The organism is Azospirillum sp. UENF 111221 (assembly GCF_058780625.1).
In genome coordinates this window covers 598303-617509 of record NZ_JBSNCH010000005.1, presented here as the reverse complement: position 1 = coordinate 617509, position 19207 = coordinate 598303, and the positions used below count along the sequence as shown (strand labels likewise).

Sequence of the window (19207 nt, the reverse complement as noted above, 5' to 3'; positions counted from 1 at the left end):
GAGCACTTGACAGGCAGCCCGCCCTGTGTTGCGGTTGCGGTCATGAACATGTCCTCGCCCCTCCTGTCGCAGCATTGGTGGTGGCCCGTCTCCAACGGGCCGGCCTGGCGACGCGCGTGAGCGTGGATTGAAAACAAAAGGCCGCCCGGTGCATCCGGAGCGGCCTTTTTTCCTGACCCGTCACAGCGGGTCGCCCAGCGGAAGAACGGACAGGCAGGCGGAAGCACCGGGTGGCGTCACCGAAAAGACGCCCGAACCGGAGCACCGCCGTCATGATCCCGTCCCACCTGTTCCTTGCCGATCCTGCCTTCCTCGATCCGTTCGCGGCCACGACCGGTGGTGGCCTCGGCCTGCACCGCACCGCCGAGCCGGTGGTGCCGGCCGAGGCGGTCGATGCGCTGGTCACTGCGCTCGACGAGCGGCGCGGGCTGCTGCTGTCCGGCGGGGTGGAGGCGCCCGGCCGCTACCGGCGCCAGGCGCTGGGCTTCGTCGATCCGCCGCTGTCGGTGACCGCCCGCGGCCGGACCGTGCGCATCGATGCGTTGAATCCGCGTGGGCGCCTGCTGCTGCCGGCCGTGGCCGGGGCGTTGGACGGGCATGAGGCGCTCGTCGGGCTGGAGATCACTGCCGGCCGGGTCACCGCCCTGGTGCGCCGTCCGGCCGGGGTCTTTGCCGAGGAGGAGCGCAGTCGCCAGCCTTCCGTTTTCAGCGTGCTGCGGGCGCTGATGGCACTGTTCGCCTGCCCGGACGAGCCGTTCCTGGGGCTTTATGGTGCCTTCGGCTACGATCTCGCTTTCCAGTTCGAGCCGATCCGCCGCCGGCTGGTACGGCCGGACGACCAGCGCGACCTTGTGCTGTATCTGCCCGACCGGCTGCTGGTGGTCGACCATGCCGCCGGGGTGGCGCGCCGCTTCGCCTACGAGTTCGTGGTGGACGGCGTCTCGACTGAGGGTGTCGCGGGTGGCGGGAGGGCCCATGGCTACCGACCCGACACCAACGCCGCCGCGGAGTGCGACCATGCCCCCGGCGAGTACCAGCAGGTGGTGCGGGCGGCCAAGGAGGCCTTCAACCTCGGCGACCTGTTCGAGGTGGTCCCCGGCCAGACCTTCGCCGAACCCTGCGCCGACAGCCCCGCCACGATCTTCCGCCGTCTGCGCACTGCCAACCCCGCCCCCTACGAGGCGTTGATTAACCTCGGCGACGGCGAGTTCCTGGTCGCCGCCAGCCCGGAAATGTATGTGCGTGTCGGCCAGGGGCGGGTGGAGACCTGTCCGATCTCCGGCACTGTGGCACGCGGAAGCAATGCGCTGACCGACGCGACGCAGATCCTGACGCTGCTGAACTCGGCCAAGGATGCGGCGGAGCTGACCATGTGCACCGACGTCGACCGCAACGACAAGGCGCGGGTGTGCGAACCCGGCTCCGTCCGCGTGATCGGCCGGCGGATGATCGAGCTGTATTCCCGCCTGATCCACACCGTCGATCATGTGGAAGGGCGGCTGCGCGAGGGTTTCGACGCGCTGGATGCCTTCCTCACCCACACCTGGGCGGTGACGGTGACCGGTGCGCCCAAGCGCTGGGCCATGCAGTTCCTGGAGGATACCGAACATTCGCCGCGCCGCTGGTACGGCGGGGCGTTCGGACGCATCGGCTTCGACGGCGGGATGGACACCGGGCTGACCCTGCGCACCATCCGCATGAAGGACGGGGTTGCCTTCGTCCGCGCCGGCGCCACCCTGCTGTCCGACAGCGATCCGGATGCCGAGGACGCCGAGTGCCGGCTGAAGGCGTCGGCCTTCCTCGACGCGGTGCGCGGTGCCGGCCCCCGGCTGTCGGTGGTTGAGAGCGGTGTCCGGTGGAGCGGGCAAGGGAGTGGCGAGGGCAAGCGGGTGCTGCTGGTCGATCATGACGACAGCTTCGTCCATACGCTGGCCGACTATTTCCGGCAGACCGGCGCCAGCGTCACGACGCTGCGTCACACCCACGCGCGTGCCGCCCTGCGCAACGATCCGCCCGACCTGCTGGTGCTGTCGCCGGGACCGGGGCGGCCGGCCGATTTCGATGTCGGCGGCAGCGTGCAGGCAGCGCTCGATCTCGGTGTGCCGGTGTTCGGCGTCTGCCTGGGACTGCAGGGCATGGTCGAGCATTTCGGTGCGACGCTGGACCGCCTGCCGGAGCCGATGCATGGCAAGGCTTCAAGCTTGCGTCATCAGGGGAGCGGGCTCTTCGACGGGCTGCCGCAGGGGATGCGGGCCGGCCGGTATCATTCGCTGGTGGCGCGGCGCGACAGCCTGCCGCCGGACCTGCGGGTGACGGCGGAGACGGAGGACGGGACGGTGATGGCGATCGAGCACCGGTCGCTGCCGCTGGCTGCCGTGCAGTTCCACCCCGAATCGATCCTGACTTTGGATGGTGCTGGCGGCGGGGCCGGTCTGGCGTTGATCGCCAACGTCATGGGGACGTTGGCGGGGCGTGCCGGCGAGGCGCTTGAACGCGAAGCGGCGGCCTGATGGGGCCGCCGCTTCGGTAAATCCTGTGGCTTGGGCGAGTGGCGGAAACCCGTCACTCCACCATGCCCAGCGCTTCCTTGTAGAGTTCGAGGATGGCTTCCTGCTCCTGGCGGTCGGCCTTGTCCATCTTCCGCAGGCGAATGATCTGCCGGATGATCTTGGTGTCGAAACCGGTGCCCTTCGCCTCGGCGTAGACTTCCTTGATGTCTTCCTGCAGACCGCGCTTTTCCTCTTCGAGACGCTCGATGCGCTCGACAAAGGACTTCAGGCGATCCGCCGCGATGCCGCCGACGTCGGACATGGCAAAACCTCAAACGATGGGGGTGTTCGTGAACGGGGCGGGACAATATCGGCGGGCGGGGAGAATGGCAAGCCGGCGATGTGCCGCGCCGGTGCACGGCAGGGGCACGGCTGCGTCATCGCGTCGCGGCAATTCCTTCGTACAAGCGAAAGCGTCGCCGGAATTTGAACAGCCCGTGGCTGATTTGTCTGTTCCGATGAAACAATCGTACGATAGGCCTACGCAGCCATTCCCTTTGTTGCGGCGCACCCAATAGGCTGGTATTACCATCGGTGGGTTCGGCTTCACAAAGTCACATGGATCCGGCATGTATGCGCGTCGTCTGTGCCGATAACCCATGGGGGATGCCGGGATCGGCGTATTTGAGGCAGGGGAGTTTTATCTAATGAAAGTCGCCATTCCAAAGGAGCGACGTGCGGGCGAACTTCGCGTGGCCGCCTCACCGGAAACGGTGAAGAAACTGAAGGGGTTGGGACTGGACGTGGTGGTGGAGAGCGGGGCCGGTCTCGGCTCCAGCATCACCGACGCAGCCTTTGAGGCGGCGGGGGCCGTCATCGCCGCCGACCAGGCTTCGGCGCTGGCCGATGCCGACATCGTGCTGAAGGTCCAGCGCCCTCTGATCGCTGCGGAAGGTGGTGAGGACGAACTGGCGCTGATCCGCAAGGGCGCGCTGCTGTTCGCCATCCTCAATCCCTACAACAGCCGCGACCATGTGAAGGCCTACGCCGATGCCGGCGTGAACGCCTTCGCCATGGAGTTCATGCCGCGCATCACCCGTGCCCAGGTCATGGACGTGCTGTCCTCCCAGGCCAACCTCGCCGGCTACAAGGCCGTCGTCGATGCCGCCTCGGAATATGGCCGCGCCTTTCCGATGATGATGACCGCCGCCGGCACCGTGCCGCCGGCGAGAGCCTTCATCATGGGCGTCGGTGTCGCCGGCCTCCAGGCCATCGCCACCGCCAAGCGCCTCGGCGCCATCGTCTCGGCCACCGACGTGCGCCCGGCGGTGAAGGAGCAGGTTCAGTCGCTGGGCGGCAGCTTCGTCGCAGTGGAGAACGACGAGTTCAAGCAGGCCGAGACCGCCGGCGGCTATGCCAAGGAGATGTCCGACGACTACAAGCGCCAGCAGGCAGCCCTGGTCGCCGAGCACATCAAGAAGCAGGACCTCGTCATCACCACAGCACTGATCCCCGGCCGCAAGGCGCCGATCCTGGTGACGGCGGAGCATGTGGCGTCGATGAAGCCGGGCTCGGTGATCGTCGATCTGGCGGTGGAGCAGGGCGGCAACGTCGAGGGCGCCAAGCTGGGCGAGGTGGTGACCACGGCCAACGGCGTGAAGATCGTCGGCCACGCCAACTATGCCAGCCGCATCGCCGAGAGCGCGTCGCTGCTCTACGCCAAGAACCTGCTGGCGCTGCTGACGTCGCTGCACGGCAAGGACACTGGCATCGTCGTCAACTGGGACGACGAGATCGTCAAGGCCATCGCGCTGACCCGCGACGGCGCCGTCGTTCACCCCGCCTTCGCCGGCTGACCGGGCGCCCGAGGAGACTTACCGCAATGGATCAGACCCAACTGTCCGCCCGTATTGCCGAGCTGAAGGCGAACCTCGCGGCGCTCGGCCAGCAGGCCGACCAACTGGCCGCCCAGGTCGCGCACGCGGCGCAGCCCGCCGCGGAGGCCGCCGGCGGTCATGGCAGCTTCTTCGTCACCGGCCTGACGGTGCTCGTGCTGGCCTGCTTCGTCGGCTACTACGTCGTCTGGCGCGTCACCCCGGCCCTGCATTCGCCGCTGATGGCCGTCACCAACGCCGTGTCGTCGGTCATCATCGTCGGCGCGCTCGTCGCCGCCGGCCCGGCCGGCTTCGGCTTCTCCAAGGTCCTGGGATTCCTCGCCGTCATCCTGGCGTCCGTCAATATCTTCGGCGGCTTCCTGGTGACCCAGCGCATGCTCTCCATGTTCAAGAAGAAGGGCAAGTAAGACCATGGAAACCTTGTCCGCCCTTCTCTATCTCGTCGCCTCCATCTGCTTCATCATGGCGCTGCGCGGGCTCTCCAGCCCGGAGACCTCGCGCCAGGGCAACATCTACGGCATGGTCGGCATGACCATCGCCATCCTGACCACGCTGGCCTCGCCCATCGTCCAGTCCTACTGGATGATCGTGCTCGGCATCGCCATCGGCGGCGCCATCGGTTACGTCGTCGCCAAGAAGATCGAGATGACGGCGCTGCCGCAGCTCGTCGCCGCCTTCCACTCGCTGGTCGGCCTCGCCGCGGTGTTCGTTGCGCTCGCCGCCTTCTACTCGCCGGAGGCCTACGGCATCGGCCTGCGCGGCGCCATCGCCAAGGGCTCGCTGATCGAGATGGCGCTCGGCACCGCGGTCGGTGCGATCACCTTCACCGGCTCCATCGTCGCCTTCGCCAAGCTCCAGGGGCTGGTCACCGGCAAGCCGCTGGTCTTCCCGATGCAGCACCCGCTCAATGCGGCGCTGGGCGTGCTGACCGTCATCCTGATCATTTGGCTGGTACAGTCGAACGCCGATGTCGCGATGTGGCTGATCGTCGTCGTGGCGCTGGCGCTGGGCTTCCTGCTGATCCTGCCGATCGGTGGCGCCGACATGCCGGTGGTCATCTCGATGCTGAACAGCTATTCGGGCTGGGCGGCCTGCGGCATCGGCTTCACGCTGCAGAACAACCTGCTGATCATCACCGGCGCGCTGGTCGGTTCCTCGGGCGCGATCCTGTCCTACATCATGTGCAAGGGCATGAACCGCTCGATCTTCAACGTCATCCTCGGCGGCTTCGGCGGCGAGAGTGCCGCGGCCGGCGGTCCTGCCAAGGGCCCGCAGGGTTCGGTCAAGGCCGGCTCGGCCGAAGATGCCGCCTACATCATGAAGAACGCCCAGTCGGTCATCATCGTCCCCGGCTACGGCATGGCGGTGGCCCAGGCCCAGCATGCGCTCCGCGAGATGGCCGATGTGCTGAAGCACGAGGGCGTCGACGTGAAGTACGCCATCCACCCGGTGGCGGGCCGCATGCCCGGTCACATGAACGTGCTGCTGGCCGAGGCCAACGTGCCGTACGACGAGGTGTTCGAGCTGGAGGACATCAACCGTGACTTCGGCACGGCGGATGTCGCCTTCGTCATCGGCGCCAACGACGTGACCAACCCGGCCGCCAAGACCGATCCGACCAGCCCGATCTACGGCATGCCGATCCTGGACGTGGAGAAGGCCAAGACGGTGTTCTTCATCAAGCGCGGCATGGCCGCCGGCTATGCCGGTGTCGAGAACGAGCTGTTCTTCCGCCCCAACACCATGATGCTGTTCGGCGACGCCAAGAAAGTCACCGAAGAGGTGGTGAAGGCGATGGAAGCCTGACCGGCACATCAAGCGGTTGACCGGAACGGGCGCGGGAGGCGAGGCTTCCCGCGCCCGTTCCTTTTGGGCTCAAAGACCATCAATGAGGGTGTGGAACCGATGACCGCCTACATCATCGCCGACGTGCGTGTGACCGATCCGGTCGCTTATGAGGTCTACAAGTCGCTGACCCCCGACGCGATCGCCAAGAACGGCGGACGCTTCCTCAGCCGTGGCGGCGAGACGGCGGTGCTGGAAGGTGGGTGGCAGCCCAACCGCATCGTCATCCTCGAATTCCCCGACGTGGCGGCTGCCAAGGCCTTTTACGACAGCCCGGAATACCGCAAGGCCCGCGAGGCCCGGCGCGATGCCGCCGATTTCAAGATGATCGTGGTGGAGGGGCTGTAACCTGCACCCTGTAGCCATCAGGGAAGCCGTTACCAAGCGTTACACAGAACCGTCCGCGGGACACATCGCCGCAACACGGCACCGCTAACGCTTACCGTCACCGAAAGCCGGCGGCTGCCTTACGCCGGCTTCCTCATAGTGACGGAAACCCGACCATGGATGACGACGATCTCTGCGACCCGCTCGATTCGCACATCACGCTCTGGACGCGCATCGCCATGGCGATCCTGATGGTGGGAGTTCTCGCTCTGCGGCGTGTCGCTCTACCTGCTGACCGAGACCTGAAGCCGAACCGCCAGCGCCGCGCCGAACCCACATTTTCCGCGGTTCCAGGCGGTTTCGGCCCAAGGATAATACGATGATAACGTGTTAAATTGCTAATTCCCTTTTCCTGTTATGTGAAAATCTCTCTTCCCCATTCGGGCAACCGTGCTAAATAGCTTCGGAACCTTAGCCGAGGACGATCCGATGCTCCGCTTGACCCGTCGCTCCACCCTTGCCGCCCTGGTCGCCCTCGCGTCGGCTGCCGCGTCGACCGCTGCCGTCATGCCGGGCACCGCACACGCCGCCGACCCGGTGAAGCTGGAAATCGGCTATATTCCCATTCTCGCAGCGTCGCCGCTGTTCATCATCGATGGGCAGGGCTGGGCCAAGGATGCCGGGATTGCGCTGAAGCTGACCCGCTTCGAATCCGGCCCGCACGCGATCCAGGCAATGGCCGCCGGCCAGATCGACCTGCTCTATGCCGGTGTCGCTCCCGTGCTGGTCGCCCGCACCAAGGGTGCCGACATCTCGGTCATCGCCAATTCAGCGGTGGAAGAGATGGTGGTCGCCGCCCGCGGCCCCTTCGCCAAGGCGGTGGGCACCACGCCGACCGCGGAGTCCTTCAAGAAATTCGCCGCCGACACCGGCCGCAAGCCGAAGATCGGCACCCAGCCGCCGGGCTCGGTTCCCGATACCGTGCTGAAGCACTGGCTGTTCAAGGTGGTGAAGGTCGATCCCGCCGATGTCGAGCTGGTGCCGATGGGCATCGAGAAGACGCAGCAGGCCCTGCTGGCCGGTGCGCTCGACGCCGCCACCATCCGCGAGCCGACGGTGACCGTCACCCAGCAGATGGATCCGAACGTCATGCTGGTCGCCACCGGCGCGCAGATGTTCCCGGACCAGCCCGGCACCGTGGTTTCCGCACGCGCCGAGGTGCTGAAGAAGAATCCCGACGCCATCAAGGCGCTGGTCAAGGCCCACATCCGCGCGGTCGAACTGATCGCCAGGGATCCGGCCGGTTCCGCCAAGATCGTGAACAATTATCTCGGCAAGGGCCTGATGGAGCCGGCGACGCTGGAAGCCGCCTTCAAGGGGCCGGGGTCGAAGTTCGTCGCCGATCCGCACACGGTCGTCCCGGCGGTCGAACAGATGATGGCCTACACCAAGGAGATCGGTTCGGCTTCCGAAACCGTTCCGGTGGCCGAGGCCTTCGACTTCAGCTTCTACGACGCTGCCGTCAAGTAAGGCGGCCGTGTGAGGGACATCGACAAGCCGATGAAGACCTATAACAAGATCGCCCTGTCGGCGCTGGGCGTCGTCGTCTTCCTGCTGGCGTGGGAAGCGGTGGCGCGCAGCGGCGTCGTGCCGGCCCGGCTGCTGCCGTCGCCGAGCGCGGTGCCTGCCGCCTTCCTGGCCGAGTTCAAGAGCGGTACCTGGCAGGCGATGGTGCTGGCCAGCCTGTCGCACTATCTGGTCGGCTTGTCGCTGGGCACCTTCCTCGGCGTGTCGTTCGGCACTGCCGCTGCGCTGTGGGGCAAGTGGGACGCCTTCCAGGCCTGGGTCGTGCGCATGCTGCGCCCGATCCCGGCCATTGCCTGGATTCCCTTCGCCATCATCTGGTTCGGCGTCAGCGAGGGGGCGGCGTCCTTCCTGATCGCGCTGACGGTGTTCTGGATCAACTACTACGCCAGCTACGCCGCGGTGCGCGGGGTAGACAAGGACCTGATCGAGCTTGGCTATGCCTTCGGCCAGGGCGGGCTGATCCCGCGCCTGTTCAAGATTATCCTGCCGGGCGCCCTGCCGGGCGTCCTGTCCGGCCTGCGTGCCGGGCTGGGGCAGGGCTGGATGACCGTGGTCGCGGCCGAACTGTTCGGCATCTCCGGCCTCGGCATGCGGATGATGGAGGCGTCGGGCCTGCTGGCGACCCACATCGTCGTGCTCTACATGGTCACCATCGCGCTGCTCTACGGCGTGTCTGATTTCCTGTTCATGCAAGTTCAGTCGCGGGTGCTCTCATGGCAGCGGTGACCCTCTCCAAGACCGCAACCGCCTCCGTCATCGACCTCGAGGACGTGTCCATCGGCTACGGCAAGGATGCGCCGCCGGTTCTGGTCGACGTCAACCTGTCGGTCGAGCGCGGCAGCTTCGTCGCCATCGTCGGCCCGTCCGGTGTCGGCAAGTCGACCCTGTTGCGCGTCGTCGCCGGGCTGCACACTGCGCGCAGCGGCGGCGTCACGATCCACCAGGACCAGCGCCCCGGCCATCGACCGGTCGGGCTGGTGTTCCAGGACTCGCGTCTGCTGCCCTGGCGTCGGGTGATCCGCAATGTGGAATTCGGGCTGGAAGGCCTGCCGGTCAGCCGCGACGAGCGGCGGCACCGGGCGGAAGCCGCGTTGAAGCTCGTGCGGCTCGACGGCTATGCCCGCCGCTGGCCCTATGAGCTGTCGGGCGGCCAGCGCCAGCGCATCGGCATCGCCCGTGCCATGGCGGTCGACCCGGACATCCTGCTGATGGACGAGCCGTTCGGCGCGCTCGACGCCATCACCCGCCACAATTTGCAGGACGAGCTTCGCCGCATCCATCAGGAGACGGGCAAGACGGTTCTGTTCGTCACCCACGATCTGGAAGAGGCGGTGCATCTGGCCGACCGCATCATCGTGCTGGGCGGCACCCCGGCCCGCGTGGTGCGCGACGTGCGCAACAGCGCCGGCCGGGATGGGGCGGTGTTCCGCGATCAGGTGGAGCAACTGCGCTCCGAGATCGCCGACAATTACAGCATCTGACGGGGTGGGGACTTACCCCACCTCCATCATCAGGCTGGTCGGATAGCCGGCGTCCTTCATCCGGGCGATCAGCGCGTCGACATGCGTCTGGTTGCGGGTTTCAAGCACCACATCCACCTCTGCCATCTTCACCGGCACATTGTGGAACAGGCGCTGGTGGTGGACCTCGACGATGTTGGCGCCGGCCTCGCCCAGCAGGCGGGTGACGCGGGCGAGCGCGCCGGGGGCGTCGGTGATGCCGATGCGCAGGCGGACGATGCGGCCCTCATAGACCAGCCCGCGCATCAGCACCTGCGCCATGATGCGGGAGTCGATGTTGCCGCCCGACAGCACGATGCCGACCCTGCGGCCGCGGTAGCGCTGCGGATCCTCCAGAACCGCGGCGAGCGCCGCCGCCCCGGCTCCCTCGGCGACCAGCTTCTGCACGGTGGCGAGGCGGTAGACCGCTTCCTCCAGCCGGGCCTCTCCCACCTCCACCACGTCGTCGACCAGGGCGCGGATGATCGGCAGGGTCAGGGCGCCGGGCGCCTTCACCGCGATGCCTTCCGCCACGGTCGCCCCGCCGCAGGTGATCGGCTGGCCAGCCAGCGCCTGACGCACCGCCGGGTAGAGGCTGCACTGCACCCCGACGATCTCCAGATCCGGCCGCAGCGCCTTGGCCGCCGTCGCCATGCCGGAGATCAGCCCGCCGCCGCCGATGGGCACCACCAGCACGTCGAGGTCCGGCACATCCTCCAGCAGTTCCAGCGCCGCAGTGCCCTGGCCGGCGGCCACCAGCGGGTCGTCATAGGGATGGACGAAGGTCAGTCCGTCGCGCGCCGCCAGGTCATGGGCGAAGGCGGCTGCCTCGCTCAGCGTCTCGCCATGCAGTTCGACGGTGGCGCCCAGATTCTCGGTCCGCTCCACCTTGGTGAAGGGGGTGAAGGCCGGCATGACGATGGTCGAGCGGATGCCCAGCCGCGTCGCGTGGCAGGCCACCGCCTGGGCGTGGTTGCCGGCGGACATGGCGATGACGCCGGCGCGGCGCTCCGCCTCGCCCAGCGACAGCAGCTTGTTCAACGCACCCCGCTCCTTGAAGGAGCTGGTGGCATGCTGGTTCTCCAGCTTCACGTGCATCCGGCAATCCGCCATGTCCCCCAGGCGGGAAGCCGGAACCGTGGGCGTTCGCGGCAGGTGTCCCGCGATGCGCGCCGCCGCGGCGCGCACGTCCTCCAGCGTGATGGTCATTTCGTGTTTGTCCCGGTGTTGCGTGGTGTGAGTGTCAGCACCTCCGCCCCTGCCGAGACCAGCGTGCCACGGTCGCCGGCCATACGCAACGAACCGCCATCGCGCCACAGGGTCACCAGATCGCCCCAGTGGCGGGACCAGATATTGCCGGACTGGCCGGTGGCGATCACGAACCGGGAATTGTCGAGGTCAGCCAGATCGTAGACCGCGCGGAACCCGGCGCCCTGGACATGGCGGAACGGGTTGGCGGGGTCGCGGATGGTGGTCGATCCGCGGTTGACGGTGAAGAAATCGCCGTCGGTCTCCACCGACAGGTCGGCCTTGCCGCCGATCAGCGGCAGGCGGCTCAGCATGCGGTGGACCAGCGCGACGGTGTGGTCGTCGCCCCAGCGCCAGCTCTTCATGCTGGACCCATGGCGTTCGGCCAGCGCCTTGACCGCCGTTTCCAGCGAGCGTCCGATCACGTCGGCGCAGCTTTCCTTCTGCGGCGTGGTAACGTCGTCGCACCATTCCGGCCGGTTGTTCAGGACATGGCGCAACGCCTCCGGCCGCAGGTCCCAGTAGGAGGCGAAGTCGGCACCCAACTCGTCGGCGAAGACCGCACGGACCAGTTCCCGCAGCCACATGTCGAAGATCAGCGGTTCCGGCCGGTTACGGTCGATCCGGCCGTCCCAACCGCGCAGCAGGGCCGCCGCGTCGCTGGCGAGGCCGGGCGGCGTCGGGTATTTCAGCAGGTCCGGCAGGAAGTCGCGGGCGGGCAGGGAGACGATGTCCATCTGCTGGCGCGCCACATCCTCGACCGAATGGCGCCCACCGCCCAGCATCTCGACGATGCGCTTGGCGCGCGAGGGATCCGGCCATTCGGTGGCGAGGCGATAGGGATAGTCGCGCCCGACCACCGCGTTGTTGGCGTTGACGAACTGGCCGGTCGGAGGGTTTACCGCCTGCGGCAGGGCGTAATAGGGCAGGAAGCCGGTCCAGTCATACTCGCCGGTCCAGCCGGGAACCGGCACGCGGCCATCGCCCTTGCGGCGGATCGGCACCCGGCCGGGGGTGATGAAGCCGACCTCTCCGCTCACGTCGGCATAGACGACGTTCTGCTGCGGGGCGACATGCAGGCGCAGGGCGTCGCGCACGCCCTCCGCCGATCCGGCATGGTTCAGGCGGTAGAGCGCCTCCGCACTGGTATCGTCGTCGGCAAGACCGGGGAAGGACAGCGCCAGCACCGGACCGGGCGCCTTGCCGTCAAGGGACGGGGCGTCCAGATCGGAGATGATGGGGCCATGCCGCGTGCTGCGGACGGTCAGCGTCTGCGACGCCTCGCCTGCGATGCCGATGGTCTCGGCACGCGTCTCGAAGGGTTGGGTGCCGTCGGGGGTCAGGTAGCGCGCCGGGTCCTGCGGGTCGGGCTTTTCGACGAACAGGTCCTGGGTGTCGCTGTGGGTGGTGGTGAAGCCCCAGGCGACCTTGCCGTTGTGGCCGAGGATGGTCAGCGGCACGCCCGGCACGGTGGCGCCGGTGACGGTGAAGTCCGGCGTCACGATGCGGGCGAGATACCAGAGGATCGGCGCCTCCAGCCCCAGATGCGGATCGTTGGCGAGGATCGGCTTGCCGGTCGTGGTGCGGGCACCGGTCAGGACCCATTCGTTCGACGCGGTGTCGAAGCCCATCTGCGGCAGGGCCGCCAGGGTGCGGCGCACCGTTTCCCGCAGATCCATGCCGCGCAGGTCGCTCGCCAGCGTGGTGGGAGACCCGGGAACGTCCGACGGAAACAGATCATCGACCTGTTGCGGCGACAACCGTTCCAGAATGCGGGAGCGGAACAGCTCGTCGCGGTAGTTGGCCGACAGTTGCAGCGCCATCAGCTTGGCCCAAACCAGGCTGTCGGCGACAGTCCAGGGCTCCGGCGTGTGGCGCAACAGTTGGAATTCGACCGGCAACGCCTCCGACCGGGTGGCGAGATAGGCGTTCACGCCCTCGGCATAGGCGTCGAAGGCGGTGCGGGCGTCGGGCGACAGGGTGGCGGCCATCGCCTCCTCCGCACGGCGGACGCCCAGCGTGCGCATCAGCCGGTCGGTGCGGAGCGCGAAGTCGCCGTACTTTGTGCCGATCAGCTCGGCCAGCCGGCCGGCCCCGGCCCGGCGCATCGTCTCCATCTGCCACAAGCGGTCCTGGGCGTGGGCATAGCCCAGCGCGCGGTAAGCATCGCGCTCGGTCGCGGCGAAGATATGGACCACACCCTGCTTGTCCCGCACGACCTCGGCCGGTGCGCCGTTGCCGGGGATGGCGACCGCGCCGCTGGTCTGTGGCTGCTGGGCCCGCATCCACACATAGGTGCCGAGCAGACCCGCCGGCGGCAGCAGCACGAGCACGCCGGCGACGGCAGCGACCTTGCCCCAGCGACCGCGCGGCAGGCGCAGGCGTGGGCGCCGGGAGTTGCGAGGGGGCGGCACCGGTTGCGGATGCACGCCGTAGGGCGGCACCGGCTGCTGAGGATAGGGCTGGCCGGGCGGCTGCGCAGCCATCGGATGGGCTGCGGGGGGATAGCTACCCGGCGGATAAGTGCCGGGTGGGTAAGCGTTCGGTGGATAAGCGCTGGGCGGATAGACCGGCTGTTGCGGCGCCTGCGGGTAGGGGGCGCCTGGATAGGGCGTGCCTGGATACTGGACGGGTTGCTGCGTCTGGTGGGACGGCGGTGGATAACCGTCATAGGGCGGAGCGGCAGGCGGGGCAACGGGCGGGGCCGGGCGGGACATCGCACGCGCCAGGGCGGCGCGGAGTTGGAAAGCGCAGGTCTCGCCGGCGCGGATCAGGGAACGGCGCAGCATCACGGTCCGTGGGAGAGAAAGGGGGGCGGCAACGGGCGGGGGCTGCCGGGAGGCTCGGTCGGCGGCGGATGCTAGTCTTCCGGCCGCCGGCCCGTCCAGGGTTGCTTCGGTGGAGTCGGGCGCTTTTTAGCACCGCCGCCGCCGATTCGGGTGGACGATCTGCCGCCCTATGCGGCGGTGTTCAGGATCTCGCGCAGCATCGGGGCGGAGACTGGCTTGTGGATCAGCCGGTGGCCGCTGCGCTGGACCTCGGCGATGCGGGCGGGATCGGTGTCGCCGGTCAGCACAACGGCGGGAACGCGCACGCCGCAGACGCCGTAGATGTCGCGGATCGCCTCCACCCCCGTCCGTCCTTCGCGCAGGCGATAGTCGGCGACGATCATCGCCGGCTGCCGGCCGAGATTCAGCAGCGAGGCGATGGCCTCGTCGGCGGACACCGCGGCGACCACCTCGTATCCCCATTCCTCCAGCATCGCCCGCATGCTCAGCAGGATGATGGTGTCGTCGTCGACGACCACGATCAGCCCCTTGGCGTCCGGCAATTCCGCGGGGACGCGCACCGGCTTCGGGATTGGGCGCGGAACCGCTGTCGGCACATCGAGGAAGAAGCCGCTGCCGCGTCCCGGTGCGGATTGCACCGTCACCCCATGCTCCAGCAGCCCGGCCAGCCGCCGAACGATGGCGAGCCCCAGCCCAAGGCCCTTGCGGCGGTCGCGCTCGGGATTGGCGAGCTGGGTGAACTCCTGGAAGATGTCCTGGGTCTTGTCGGCGGGGATGCCGATGCCCTGGTCCAGCACCGCCAGCCGCAACGTGCCGCCACGGTGACGGCAGCCGACCAGGATGTCGCCATGTTCTGTGTAGCGGATGGCGTTCTCGATCAGGTTGCGCAGGATGCGTTCCAGCAGGGCGGGATCGCTGCGGGTCCAGGCGGACGTCGGGACATGGCGCAGCGTCAGGCCCGCCTCGGCGGCGCGGATGCGGTATTCCTCCGCCAGCCGCTCCAGCAGGGGGCCGAGCGCGAAGTCGGTGACGCTGGGCTTCACCACCCCGGCATCGAGGCGGGAGACATCCAGCAGGCTGTCCAGCATCACCCGCAGCCCGTTCAGCGAATTGGTCATGCTGGCCAGCAGGGGGGCGGCCGGATGATCCTCCAGCTTGTCCGACAGGGCATGGGCGAAGAAGAACAGCGATTGCAGCGGCTGGCGCAGGTCGTGGCTGGCGGCGGCCAGGAACTTGGTCTTGGCGCGGTCGGCGCGTTGGGCATCGTCGCGGGCCTGCAAGGCCTCGACCCTCGCGGCCTCCGCCTCGTCGCGGGCGCGCAGGATCGCGTCCTCCGATGCTCTGCGGGCGGTGATGTCGCGCATGATACCGGTGTACATGCGCCGCTTGCCGACCTTCCATTCGCCGACCGAAAGGTCGAGCGGGAAGGTGGTGCCGTCCTTGCGCAACCCGTCCACCTCGCGGCCGATCCCGACGATCCGCCGCTCGCCCGTTCGGCGGTAGCGGTCGAGATATCCGTCATGGGCGCTGCGGTAGGGCTCCGGCATCAGCATGCTGATGTTGCGCCCGATCACCTCCTCGGCCCGGTAGCCGAAGGTCTTCTCCGCCGCGTGGTTGAAGGACTCCACGATGCCCTGGTCGTCGATCAGGACGATGGGGTCCACCGCGGTGTCGACGATGGCACGGTAGCGCGCTTCCTGCTCCGCCGACCGCTCGGCCTGCTGCCGGCGGTCGAGCAGCGACGACAGCATCGCCAGCGACAGCAGAAGCAGCGTCCCCATCCCGGTCATGATCGCCAGCAGGGACGAGGAGAGCGCGATGCCATGACCGGAGTGGGACGCCGCATGGGGAAGGGCGGCGCGGCTGGCGTCAGCACTTCCGATTGCGGCGGCGCTCAGCTCCGTGATCGGCTCCATCCCGGCGGCCGCCATGCCGGTATAGTGCATCGTCACCACCCCCAGCCCCAGCAGGACGGCACCGGCGGCGCGCTGGAGCGGGCGGCTGGTCCGGAAGGCCAGCCACAGGGCCGCGGTCGATGCGGCGATGGCGACGATCACCGAAACAGCGACCAGAACCACGTCATAGGACAGGTCCATGTCCATGCGCATTCCCGCCATTCCCACATAATGCATGCTGACGATGCCGAGCCCGGTCAGGGTGCCCGCAATCGGCAATTTAAAATAGTTGTTGCCACGGTTGCGCGCTACCGCAAACAGGCCGGCTCCCGAAACGCCGACGGCCAGCAGGAAGGACAGTGCGGTCAGTCCGGCATCATAGCCGATGGGCACGTCGCTGCGGTAGGCGAGCATGCCGATGAAATGCATCGACCAAATTCCGGCACCGAGCGCCAGCGCCGCACCGGCCAATCGCCGTTTGTCGCCCGGACCGTTTCCGGTCGTGTTCCCCAGGGCCGACGCGAGGGATCGGCCTGCCGTACCGCTGCGGGAGTGATGGGCGAGGTCCAGCGCCACATAACCGCCGAACACGGCGATCACATAGGATAACGCGACGAGGAGGGGGTCATAATGGCCGGGCACGGTCGATTCGGCTGTTGTATGGGGTCGTTCGGGGAAGGAGCGGACTCGATTGTGCGTTTACAGAACCAATTTGGATGAAGGTGCCAGTCCCTTCCCACGAACGAAAGGCTCGCCTTCGTGGTAGAAGGGACCTAAGACCTCCGGCGGAATATTTCCAATGAACAGCACTCCCCCTCCCGGGGCGCAGAACCGTCCTGCCTCCCCCGAACCGCCGCCGCCATTGCCGCCGCCATCGCCGCCGTCATCGCCGCCGCGCCGGCTGCTGTCCCGCCTGCTGCGTCCGGTCGCGACACTGTTCGCGATCGCGTATTTCCTGCTGGACGCATTGGCCTATTGGGTGGTGCGTCCGGTCGCCCGCCGGATCGCGCGGCTGCCGCCGTTCGCGCGATTCGGAGAATGGGTGGCGGGGCTTGGACCTTATCCGTCGCTGGTCCTCGTGCTTGTGCCTTTGGCTCTGCTGGAGCCGGCGAAGCCGGTCGGCGCCTGGCTGTTCGCGACGGGCCGCCCCATGGCCGGCGCCGCCGTGATTATCGGGGCGGAACTGGTCAAGATCACCCTGGTGGAGCGGCTGTTCCACATCGCCAAGCCGAAGCTGCTGACCATCGGCTGGTTCGCCTGGGGCTATGTGCGGGTAACGGCCTGGCTCACCTGGCTGAAGGAGACCGCTCCCGCCCGCGCCGCGCGCCGGCTGCTGATCGCAGTCCGTCAGTTCGCGCGCCGGGTCGGCCGGCGCCTGTCCTTGATGGTGCGGCGGGCGGGGCGGGGATGACCGGTCACCCCAGCACGGCCAGCACCAGCGCCCCGGCGATCAGCAGCACGCAGGCGCGGCGGTAGAGCGCCAGCGCCCGGCCGATGTCGTCCGGCGTGGCGGCGGTCCGTCCCGCGCCGAGCCAGACATCCTCGATTCGGGTGTCGCCATAGACCCGGGGCCCGCCCAGCCGCAGGTCGAGCGCGCCAGCCATCGCCGCCTCCGGCCAGCCGGCGTTGGGAGAGCGGTGACGGTGGGCATCCTGCCTCACCGACGCCAAGGCCTGCCGCGCATCCGTCCCTCCCGTCATCCAGGCGGCACCGACCAGCAGAAGGGCGGTCAGGCGCGATCCCGGCAGGTTGACCAGATCGTCCAGCCGCGCCGCTGCCCAGCCGAAGGCTTCGTGCCGCGGGGTGCGGTGGCCGATCATGCTGTCCGCCGTGTTGATCGTCTTGTAGAGCGCCAGACCCGGCAACCCGCCGACCAGCAGCCAGAAAGCCGGCGCCACCACCCCGTCGGAAAAATTCTCGGCAAGGCTTTCGATGGCGGCACGGGCGACGGCGGGTTCGTCCAGCGTGGCCGGGTTGCGGCCGACGATCATCGCCACCGCCTTGCGCGCGCCCTCCAGCCCGGCGGTGCGGAACCCCTTGGCGACCGCCGCCACATGGTCGTGCAGGCTTCGCTGGGCCAGCAGGGTGGACGCCAGCGCCGCCTCAACCAGCCAGCCGAAGGGCAGGAGCCGGCAGGCCCAGGCCACCGCCACCGCGACTCCGCCGACCGTCAGCAGAAGCACCAGCACGGCCAGGACGCCGAACGCCTTGCGGCGGTCGAAGCCGTCGGTCTCACGGTTGAGTGCGCCGTCCAACTGGGCGATAAGCGCTCCGATCCATACGACCGGGTGACGGATGCGGGCGTAGAGTGGGTCGGGATAGCCGACCGCCGCCTCGACGATCAGCGCGGTGGCGAGCAGGAAAGGATGCAGCGGCACGGCAGGGACGTTCCAGGATTGGGGCGGCCCGCTGGCCGCGCGACGGGGAAATGAGGAGCGCGATCATGGCCGAAGACAGCCCGGCGACCAAGCCGCACATGGCGGACCCGCTTGGGTCGGACCTGCCTGTGGCGGACCCGTGGAGGCAGGGTGACGCGACCGAAGGCGTCCTTCTGCATGGTGGCGACCTGGACGGTGCCCGTGCCGCCTTTCCCGGTGCGCTGCTGCCGTGGGTCGACCTGTCCACCGGCATCAACCCCTGGCCCTATCCGCTGCCGCCGGTGCCGCAGGACGCCTGGACCCGGCTGCCCGGCCGCGGCGAGGAGGCGGCATTGCGTGCGGCGGCGGCCGATTGCTATGGCGTGCCATCGGCGGAGCTGGTTGCCGCGGCCTCCGGTTCGCAAGCGCTGATCCAGTTGTTGCCGCGGCTGCGTGCACCGGGCAGCGTGGCGGTGCTGGGACCCACCTATGCCGAGCATGCCCGTTGCTGGGCGCTGGCCGGCCACGATGTGCGGATGGCGGCGGACGTGGTTGAGGCCGACGTGCTGGTCGTCGTCAACCCCAACAACCCCGATGGCCGGCGCTGGCCTGTCGTCCGGCTGCTGGAGCTTGCCGCGGCGCAGGCCGCGCGCGGCGGCTGGCTGGTGGTGGACGAGGCCTTCGCCGATATGCGGCCCGAAGACAGTGCCGCCGCGCATGCCGGCCGGCCGGGACTGGTCATCCTGCGCTCCTTCGGCAAGTTCTTCGGGCTGGCGGGGCTGCGCCTCGGCATAGCGCTGGCCCCGATCGATCTGGCGGCGGCAATGCGCGAGTCCATCGGACCCTGGGCGGTGTCCGGTCCGGGATTGAACATCGCCACCGCGGCTCTCGCCGACCGCGGCTGGATCGCTGCCACGCGCGACCGCCTGACCGCTGCCGCCGCGCAGTTGGACCGGCTGCTGGCGGCAGCCGGATTGCAGGTGGCCGGCGGGACGGAGCTGTTCCGTCTTGTCGAGGACGATCGGGCACCGGCGCTCTATCGGGCATTGGGCGAGGCCGGGATCCTGGTGCGCCGGTTCGAGCACCGGCCGGATTGGCTGCGCTTCGGACTGCCGGGAGACGATGCGGCATGGAGTCGTCTTGATGGCGCACTTGTCCGGAAACAAGTTTGGGCGATGCAACCTTGTAAAATGTCCGCGTCTTGAACAATCGCCGAAAATTTTATACACTCAACCGTTCTTAGAAGTCCGGCCCTTCCAGTTCGACCTTGTCGGAA

16 protein-coding genes are annotated in these 19207 nt (G+C 68.2%); 11 read left to right on the top strand and 5 right to left on the bottom strand.

The genetic code is table 11. The features are described from left to right. Window positions 1-272 precede the first annotated feature (272 nt). The gene (locus ACWPN3_RS17300) at window positions 273-2510 is read left to right on the top strand and encodes an anthranilate synthase (RefSeq protein WP_492240612.1); all 2238 of its coding nucleotides are present in this window, start codon (window positions 273-275) and stop codon (window positions 2508-2510) included. A 52-nt stretch (window positions 2511-2562) separates the two neighbouring features. Here ACWPN3_RS17300 and ACWPN3_RS17295 read toward each other — a convergent pair whose 3' ends face one another. Then, window positions 2563-2811 (bottom strand): DUF2312 domain-containing protein, encoded by a 249-nt coding sequence (locus ACWPN3_RS17295; RefSeq protein ID WP_012973951.1) that lies wholly within the window; start codon window positions 2809-2811, stop codon window positions 2563-2565. Between the two features lie 385 nt (window positions 2812-3196). Here ACWPN3_RS17295 and ACWPN3_RS17290 point away from each other — a divergent pair, with 385 nt between their 5' ends. From ACWPN3_RS17290 to ACWPN3_RS17255, 8 genes are all read left to right on the top strand, one after another. Further along, window positions 3197-4345, top strand: coding sequence for a Re/Si-specific NAD(P)(+) transhydrogenase subunit alpha (locus ACWPN3_RS17290; protein ID WP_492240611.1), 1149 nt, complete (start codon window positions 3197-3199; stop codon window positions 4343-4345). A 26-nt stretch (window positions 4346-4371) separates the two neighbouring features. Further along, window positions 4372-4791: an NAD(P) transhydrogenase subunit alpha part 2 gene (locus tag ACWPN3_RS17285; protein WP_045582195.1), complete on the top strand. Its 420-nt coding sequence runs from the start codon at window positions 4372-4374 to the stop codon at window positions 4789-4791. 4 nt (window positions 4792-4795) lie between these two features. Further along, on the top strand, window positions 4796-6190 hold the full coding sequence (locus ACWPN3_RS17280) for an NAD(P)(+) transhydrogenase (Re/Si-specific) subunit beta (RefSeq protein ID WP_492240610.1): 1395 nt from the start codon (window positions 4796-4798) through the stop codon (window positions 6188-6190). A gap of 99 nt (window positions 6191-6289) precedes the next feature. After that, a complete protein-coding gene (locus ACWPN3_RS17275) occupies window positions 6290-6577 on the top strand; it encodes a DUF1330 domain-containing protein (protein ID WP_109096623.1) in 288 nt (95 codons plus the stop codon). Window positions 6578-6732: 155 nt separating this feature from the next. Next, window positions 6733-6939, top strand: coding sequence for a hypothetical protein (locus tag ACWPN3_RS17270; protein WP_492261617.1), 207 nt, complete (start codon window positions 6733-6735; stop codon window positions 6937-6939). Between the two features lie 106 nt (window positions 6940-7045). Beyond that, the gene (locus tag ACWPN3_RS17265; protein WP_492240609.1) at window positions 7046-8086 is read left to right on the top strand and encodes an ABC transporter substrate-binding protein; all 1041 of its coding nucleotides are present in this window, start codon (window positions 7046-7048) and stop codon (window positions 8084-8086) included. A 30-nt stretch (window positions 8087-8116) separates the two neighbouring features. Continuing rightward, entirely contained in the window at window positions 8117-8869 is a 753-nt protein-coding gene (locus ACWPN3_RS17260; protein ID WP_492240608.1) for an ABC transporter permease, read from the top strand. Beyond that, window positions 8857-9624: an ABC transporter ATP-binding protein gene (locus ACWPN3_RS17255; protein WP_109096620.1), complete on the top strand. Its 768-nt coding sequence runs from the start codon at window positions 8857-8859 to the stop codon at window positions 9622-9624. Before ACWPN3_RS17260 ends, ACWPN3_RS17255 begins: the two co-directional genes overlap by 13 nt. A 12-nt stretch (window positions 9625-9636) precedes the next feature. Here the strand turns inward: ACWPN3_RS17255 and ACWPN3_RS17250 are convergent, their stop codons facing one another. The 3 genes from ACWPN3_RS17250 to ACWPN3_RS17240 all read right to left on the bottom strand — a co-directional run bounded on the left by ACWPN3_RS17250 (window position 9637) and on the right by ACWPN3_RS17240 (window position 16174). Continuing rightward, entirely contained in the window at window positions 9637-10851 is a 1215-nt protein-coding gene (locus tag ACWPN3_RS17250; protein WP_492261616.1) for a threonine ammonia-lyase, read from the bottom strand. After that, the gene (locus ACWPN3_RS17245) at window positions 10848-13679 is read right to left on the bottom strand and encodes a penicillin acylase family protein (protein WP_492240606.1); all 2832 of its coding nucleotides are present in this window, start codon (window positions 13677-13679) and stop codon (window positions 10848-10850) included. Before ACWPN3_RS17245 ends, ACWPN3_RS17250 begins: the two co-directional genes overlap by 4 nt. A 167-nt stretch (window positions 13680-13846) precedes the next feature. Next, window positions 13847-16174 carry a hybrid sensor histidine kinase/response regulator gene (locus tag ACWPN3_RS17240; protein WP_492240605.1) on the bottom strand — a complete coding sequence of 776 codons (2328 nt, stop codon included), beginning with the start codon at window positions 16172-16174 and terminating at the stop codon, window positions 13847-13849. A 199-nt stretch (window positions 16175-16373) separates the two neighbouring features. On the opposite strand from ACWPN3_RS17240, the gene ACWPN3_RS17235 reads away from it, so the two are divergent. Continuing rightward, window positions 16374-16985 (top strand): hypothetical protein, encoded by a 612-nt coding sequence (locus tag ACWPN3_RS17235; RefSeq protein WP_492240604.1) that lies wholly within the window; start codon window positions 16374-16376, stop codon window positions 16983-16985. 4 nt (window positions 16986-16989) lie between these two features. Here ACWPN3_RS17235 and cbiB read toward each other — a convergent pair whose 3' ends face one another. Continuing rightward, window positions 16990-17952, bottom strand: coding sequence for an adenosylcobinamide-phosphate synthase CbiB (cbiB, locus tag ACWPN3_RS17230; protein WP_492240603.1), 963 nt, complete (start codon window positions 17950-17952; stop codon window positions 16990-16992). A 65-nt stretch (window positions 17953-18017) separates the two neighbouring features. On the opposite strand from cbiB, the gene cobD reads away from it, so the two are divergent. Further along, window positions 18018-19136 carry a threonine-phosphate decarboxylase CobD gene (gene cobD, locus ACWPN3_RS17225; protein ID WP_492240602.1) on the top strand — a complete coding sequence of 373 codons (1119 nt, stop codon included), beginning with the start codon at window positions 18018-18020 and terminating at the stop codon, window positions 19134-19136. The last annotated feature ends 71 nt before the right edge of the window (window positions 19137-19207 follow it).

What these genes read in the sequence shown, in the direction of transcription:
- ACWPN3_RS17300 (WP_492240612.1), top strand. Translation starts at nt 273, where the DNA reads ATGATCCCGTCCCACCTGTTCCTTGCCGATCCTGCCTTCCTCGATCCG.
- ACWPN3_RS17295 (WP_012973951.1), bottom strand. Translation starts at nt 2,811, where the DNA reads ATGTCCGACGTCGGCGGCATCGCGGCGGATCGCCTGAAGTCCTTTGTC.
- ACWPN3_RS17290 (WP_492240611.1), top strand. Translation starts at nt 3,197, where the DNA reads ATGAAAGTCGCCATTCCAAAGGAGCGACGTGCGGGCGAACTTCGCGTG.
- ACWPN3_RS17285 (WP_045582195.1), top strand. Translation starts at nt 4,372, where the DNA reads ATGGATCAGACCCAACTGTCCGCCCGTATTGCCGAGCTGAAGGCGAAC.
- ACWPN3_RS17280 (WP_492240610.1), top strand. Translation starts at nt 4,796, where the DNA reads ATGGAAACCTTGTCCGCCCTTCTCTATCTCGTCGCCTCCATCTGCTTC.
- ACWPN3_RS17275 (WP_109096623.1), top strand. Translation starts at nt 6,290, where the DNA reads ATGACCGCCTACATCATCGCCGACGTGCGTGTGACCGATCCGGTCGCT.
- ACWPN3_RS17270 (WP_492261617.1), top strand. Translation starts at nt 6,733, where the DNA reads ATGGATGACGACGATCTCTGCGACCCGCTCGATTCGCACATCACGCTC.
- ACWPN3_RS17265 (WP_492240609.1), top strand. Translation starts at nt 7,046, where the DNA reads ATGCTCCGCTTGACCCGTCGCTCCACCCTTGCCGCCCTGGTCGCCCTC.
- ACWPN3_RS17260 (WP_492240608.1), top strand. Translation starts at nt 8,117, where the DNA reads ATGAAGACCTATAACAAGATCGCCCTGTCGGCGCTGGGCGTCGTCGTC.
- ACWPN3_RS17255 (WP_109096620.1), top strand. Translation starts at nt 8,857, where the DNA reads ATGGCAGCGGTGACCCTCTCCAAGACCGCAACCGCCTCCGTCATCGAC.
- ACWPN3_RS17250 (WP_492261616.1), bottom strand. Translation starts at nt 10,851, where the DNA reads ATGACCATCACGCTGGAGGACGTGCGCGCCGCGGCGGCGCGCATCGCG.
- ACWPN3_RS17245 (WP_492240606.1), bottom strand. Translation starts at nt 13,679, where the DNA reads ATGCTGCGCCGTTCCCTGATCCGCGCCGGCGAGACCTGCGCTTTCCAA.
- ACWPN3_RS17235 (WP_492240604.1), top strand. Translation starts at nt 16,374, where the DNA reads ATGAACAGCACTCCCCCTCCCGGGGCGCAGAACCGTCCTGCCTCCCCC.
- cobD (WP_492240602.1), top strand. Translation starts at nt 18,018, where the DNA reads ATGGCCGAAGACAGCCCGGCGACCAAGCCGCACATGGCGGACCCGCTT.